The 4,745-nt window shown below is 65.0% G+C and carries 5 protein-coding genes; 2 read left to right on the forward strand and 3 right to left on the reverse strand.

From position 1 onward, the window contains the following. Together WBF82_RS10305 and WBF82_RS10310 are read left to right on the forward strand one after the other, a co-directional pair. The coding region (locus WBF82_RS10305) for a thymidine phosphorylase (RefSeq protein ID WP_424382938.1) at positions 1-1,140 on the forward strand (1,140 nt) is incomplete at its 5' end. Continuing rightward, complete coding sequence (locus tag WBF82_RS10310; protein ID WP_424382939.1) at positions 1,140-2,228, forward strand: adenosine deaminase; 1,089 nt, start codon at positions 1,140-1,142, stop codon at positions 2,226-2,228. The genes WBF82_RS10305 and WBF82_RS10310, both read left to right, overlap by 1 nt. Before the next feature lie 124 nt (positions 2,229-2,352). Here the strand turns inward: WBF82_RS10310 and WBF82_RS10315 are convergent, their stop codons facing one another. The 3 genes from WBF82_RS10315 to WBF82_RS10325 form a co-directional block, all read right to left on the reverse strand. Beyond that, the gene (locus tag WBF82_RS10315; RefSeq protein WP_424382940.1) at positions 2,353-2,907 is read right to left on the reverse strand and encodes a hypothetical protein; all 555 of its coding nucleotides are present in this window, start codon (positions 2,905-2,907) and stop codon (positions 2,353-2,355) included. Between the two features lie 115 nt (positions 2,908-3,022). Next, positions 3,023-4,291: a primosomal protein gene (locus tag WBF82_RS10320; protein WP_424382941.1), complete on the reverse strand. Its 1,269-nt coding sequence runs from the start codon at positions 4,289-4,291 to the stop codon at positions 3,023-3,025. A 262-nt stretch (positions 4,292-4,553) separates the two neighbouring features. Continuing rightward, positions 4,554-4,745, reverse strand: a 192-nt coding sequence (locus tag WBF82_RS10325) for an alkaline phosphatase family protein (RefSeq protein ID WP_424382942.1), incomplete at its 5' end; no start/stop codon positions are given.

Raw genomic sequence — 4,745 nt, forward strand, 5'->3', positions numbered from 1 at the left:
GGCATGGACTACGGCGAAACCGCGCGCTGGACGGCGGCGATGGTGGCCTCCGGTGAGCGAATGGATTTCACCGAATTGCGCCGTGACGGTCATCCGCTGCCGACGGTGGACAAGCACTCCACCGGCGGGGTCGGCGACAAGATCACGCTGCCGCTGGTATCGGTGGTCGCGGCGTGCGGCGGCGGCGTGCCACAGGCATCGGGTCGTGGACTGGGCCACACCGGCGGTACCCTCGACAAGTTGGAATCCATCGCCGGCTTCACCGCGGATCTGACTAATGAGCAAGTGCGCCAACAACTTTCCGACGTCGGCGCGGCCATCTTTGCGGCTGGTCGGCTAGCACCCGCCGACGCCAAGCTCTACGCGCTGCGCGATATCACGGCAACCGTCGAGTCGCTGCCGCTGATTGCGAGCTCGGTGATGAGCAAGAAAATCGCCGAGGGGGCGGGCGCGCTGGTGCTCGACGTGAAGGTCGGTTCCGGTGCGTTGCTCAGCTCGGAATCGCAGTGCCGTGAGCTGGCCGAAACCATGGTGGCGCTCGGCGCAGAACACGGGCTGCCGGTCCGCGCGCTGTTGACCGATATGAACAGCCCGCTCGGCTTGGCCGCGGGCAACGCGCTCGAAGTCGCCGAAGCACTGGAGGTGCTGGCCGGCGGCGGGCCGCCCGATGTGGTGGAGCTGACCCTGCAGCTCGCCGGTGACATGCTCGAGATCGCCGGCATCGACCGCCGGGATCCGGCACAGACGTTGCGCGACGGCACCGCGATGGACCGATTTCGCGCGCTGATCGCCGCGCAGGGCGGTGACTTGTCCGTACCGTTGCCGGTTGGTAAGTACTCCGAAACCGTGACCGCCGGCCGGGGCGGCACAATGGGCGATATCGATGCGATGGCAGTGGGGCTGACGGTGTGGCGGCTCGGAGCGGGCAGGTCCCGTCCGGGCGAGCTGGTCCAGCCCGGGGCAGGGATTCAGATTCACCGCCGTCCCGGCGAGCCGGTGGCCGCCGGCGAGGCGCTGTTCACGCTGTACACCGATACTCCCGAACGCTTCGAGCCTGCGATGGCCGAGCTGGCCGCGGGCTGGAGCGTGGGCGATACACCGCCCGTCCGGCGACCGCTGATCATTGGTCGGATCGACTGATGACGACGCCACTGAGCTTGGAGGCAATCAAGCGGGCGCCCAAGGCGCTGTTGCACGATCACCTCGACGGCGGTTTGCGCCCGGCTACCGTCATCGACATCGCCGGCCAGACCGGCTATGACGGCCTGCCCGCCACCGACGTCGACGAGTTGACACGGTGGTTTCACACGTCGTCGCACAGCGGATCGTTGGAGCGCTACCTCGAGCCGTTCTCCCACACCGTGGCGGTGATGCAGACCCCCGAGTCGCTGCACCGGGTGGCCTACGAGTGTGTGGAGGACCTGTCCACCGACTCGGTGGTCTACGCGGAGGTACGGTTCGCCCCGGAACTGCACATCAACCGCGGACTCTCCTTCGACGCGGTCACCGATGCCGTGTTGGCGGGTTTCGCGGACGGGGAGAAGGCAGCCGCGGCAGCGGGGCGACCGATCGTCGTACGGTGTCTGGTCACCGCGATGCGGCATGCCGCGCTGTCCCGCGAAATCGCCGAGCTTGCGATCCGATTCCGTGACAAGGGCGTGGTCGGTTTCGACATCGCCGGGGCGGAGGCCGGCTATCCGCCCACCCGGCACCTGGACGCGTTCGAATACATGCGAAACAACAACGCCCGCTTCACGATTCACGCGGGTGAGGCCTTCGGTTTGCCGTCTATCCACGAGGCGATCGCGTTCTGCGGCGCCGACCGGCTCGGGCACGGGGTGCGGATCGTCGACGACATCGATGTCGCCGAGGACGGCGCGGTGCGTCTGGGCCGATTGGCATCGATATTGCGGGACAAGCGGATTCCGTTGGAGCTGTGCCCCAGCTCCAACGTCCAAACCGGCGCAGTCAAGAGCATCGCCGAGCATCCGTTCGACCTGCTCGCGCGGGCCCGGTTCCGGGTCACCGTCAACACCGACAACCGGTTGATGAGCGACACGACAATGAGCCAGGAGATGCTCGTTCTCGTCGACGCGTTCGGCTACGGGTGGACCGACCTCGCGCGGTTCACGATCAACGCGATGAAGTCGGCGTTCATTCCCTTCGACGAGCGGTTGGCGATTATCGACGAAGTCATCAAACCACGCTTTGCGGTCCTGATCGGCTAACGCCTTATTCGCGCGTTAGCCGCGACGCTCAGATGGATGTCGTCGCCGGCTTGCGGCGCCATGGGCCCGCTCTGTTACCGCACTTGCGAGCACCATCACCGACGCTCCTAGCGACGGCGCCCAGCTAGCCGGGCGCCAACGGCGAAAAAAATGAACCGAGCAGGAATTCCTCCGGCGAAACAATGCCCGTGAGGCCCGCACCGATAACGGCGTCGTAGGTAGCGTCGCCGAAATCACCCTCGATAAGCTTCGTCCCGGCGAAGCTCAACTCGCCCAGGCCCGCTTGGAAGTCGTTTATCCCAAGGCCAAAGCCCTCTGCGAAAGTATACGGATTCGATAACGTGAAAGAACCCGTGCCGAGGTCGAACGTTTCATTCGTCAACCCTTCGACCGTTCCGGCCAGGAAGTTAGCGGGCGCAAGCAGAAGGTCGTCGTCCACACCGTTGAAAAATTGTGCCGTGCCGTCGGGCAGAAGATTGCTGCCGAAGTCGGTAAATGCGGTGGTGAACGCGGTCTGACCGTCAGCAAGGTCGCCCTCGACGATGGCGATGGTGTCGGTGAAGTCGTCGGCGTGGGCGGTGGGTGCGCCGGCCGCCGACATCATCGCAGCGGCGCCGAAAGCTCCGGCGGCAGCACCCAGGCCAGCCAGGATGGCACGTTGCGGGGTCTGGTAGCTCATAGGTCCTCCCTCGTCCGTGGCCCCAGATATTACGCTTAAGCTGAGAAATTATCAGGACAGACTCAGGAATGTATAGGCGTGTGCCATCGCGAGTTGTCGTCGCCGGCTCGCGGCGCTATTCGCGCCTTAGCCGCGACTCCACGAACTGCTCCAGCTCTTCCCACGCCCGGACGGCCTCGGCATAGGGAGGCGCGGGTTTGCTCACCGCGTCGGGTTCGAGGACACAGGCCACCAGCTTGCCCAACGGGCGCTCCGTAGCGAGTGCCTTGTCGGCGGTGTTGTCCTCGGCGTAGTCACCGACATCGCGTAGCAATTCGACGGCCAGATCAAGCTGCTCACGGTCCACTGCGTCCGGCCCGGCGGCCAAATCGTCGGCCAGCCCGGTCAGGACATAGCCGTTGTCGTGGGTCACGTCGATCCGCAGCGAGCCGTCGGTTGCCGCGGTGCGGATGTCGTCGTAGGTGCTCAGCTCCGCCAGATCGTGGTCGCGCTCGTCGGCGAGATATCTGGCCAGGGCCCGCTCCGAGGCGAAGACACTGATTCGACCGTTGCGGCCCAGGAAGATCGGGCGATCGTCGAAATAGCAGCGCAGCGTGTAGAAGCTGCGTCCACCGATCATGATCCGGATCGGGTCGATACCGACTTGCGCCCAGAAGTCCTCGTCGCCGCCGAGCACAATCTCGTCGCCGGTGGACGGCGCCTGCTGGACGCCTTCGGGGGCAGCATCGTCGGCGGGCTCGGTCTGTTCCTGCTCGGCGCTTTCCTCGTCGAGGTCCTCTTCCTCGAGCGGCTCGGCCAGTTCGGCCGCGGCGACTTCGGACACGGTGCTATCCACGTCAGGAACGCTGATGATCTCGTCCAGCGCGGCGAGCACCTGGTCCCAGCCTCGTCCGACGATTTCGGCGATCACATTCCAGCGCTTGAGACCGGCTTTGCCGGTGAAGTGGCCGATTCCGCCGCCCAACGTGCCCAAGGTCGGGTTGCCGTTGAAAAACTTCATCACCGCAGGCAGCTCGCAGACCGACCCAATCGACGAGACGATCGCCAGCGTGTTGGCCAGCGCCGTCACCGACTCCTCGGTCGGTTTCTCTGCAACCAGCTCTTCAACCGCGATCAGGTCGAATTGCTTGTCTTCGACGGGCTCGAGCTTATGGGCGTTGGCCTCGGTCAGCCGTTGCCACCCCGGGTGGTCCACCAGATCGTTGTCGGTGTCGGTGCGCACGAATGCCACCAGGTCAGCGGCCGTCTCAAAGCCGTACAGGTCCTCATCCTTACCAAGAAACGCCTCCCACTCGTCACCCGCATCGCGCCAGCGGGGCGCCCACAGCGTGTAGCGGTCACCGTCGGTCAGGCTCAAGCGGATCGGCACAAGGTCAGCAGCCATCAGTGCGTCCCGAGAGGACCGGCAGCTTCAGTCGTCGGCGGCCATTGTCGTTGCTCACGGATACTGTTCCTTTCGGGATTGGACTGATCCTTCGTGCAGCATCGGGAGATGAACCGCAGAAAAGAGTCTGGGGCTGAGTAAAGGCCATGAAGCTGCTGGCTTCAGCCGTCAGAGATGTCACGCGGCACACAATAGCGACGGGGCCGTGCGGCCGGCGGACCGAGTCCACTCTTAGCCGCGCGGTATGCGCGCCGGTTTCGGGTTAGCCGCCCCAGATGTCTGTGATGGCGGGTGCTCTGGCTGCAAGGCCGAGCTTGGGCAGGCCGTACATCTCCTCGAGCGTGGACAACACGTTGTAGTGGCTGATGGTCTCGGTGTAGGTGCCCGGCCTGACGTTCGCTCCATAGATCACCGTGGGAATTTGATTCCGCGAGCTGTTGTCGTCCTCGTCCCA

This window comes from Mycobacterium sp. (genome assembly GCF_049673265.1).
Classification (GTDB): Bacteria; Actinomycetota; Actinomycetes; order Mycobacteriales; family Mycobacteriaceae; genus Mycobacterium.